The 467-nt window shown below is 35.1% G+C and carries 1 pseudogene; it reads right to left on the bottom strand.

Annotated elements, in window-relative coordinates:
• Window positions 1-467 (bottom strand): annotated as a pseudogene (locus AC2JF9_RS08935) (insertion element protein); the annotation flags it as partial.

The raw sequence follows: 467 nt of genomic DNA, 5'->3' as shown, positions 1-467 counted from the left end.
GGCTCGTAGGATGAAACATCGGTTTTGCAATCGACAGTATGGAAACCGGTATCCTTGGATGCCAAAGGATGGGTTAAAGGATTGTTAGCCCATTTTAAGTTAACTCCATCTGATGCTAACTCATAAAATTTATGTGTTCTTAATTGCTCACTCATATACAAAACAGCTAATTCCCTCAACCCTCTAGTTTTAATATCTCTAGCCTCTGCCCAATCGTATAGGATTTCTTTTGCTTCAGTATATTCTGTTAATGATTGGCTAGTCGATTTTTCCTTATCTATTTTACTTATAAAAACATGAGCATCGTATTTATTGATATCGTCTGCAAAAACTCTCTGCGCGGCAGCTAAAATAGAATTATCTTCATCGGTAACAATACGCCATTCTTTAGACTTGATAAATTGCTTGATTAACCAATAATGAGCGATTGTAGTATATGTTGAATTAACATGTATACAATCTACGTA

It is taken from the genome of Lactobacillus sp. C449L (genome assembly GCF_059900815.1).
The sequence above is the reverse complement of the archived record's forward strand: the minus strand, read 5'-3'. Positions and strand labels throughout refer to the sequence as shown.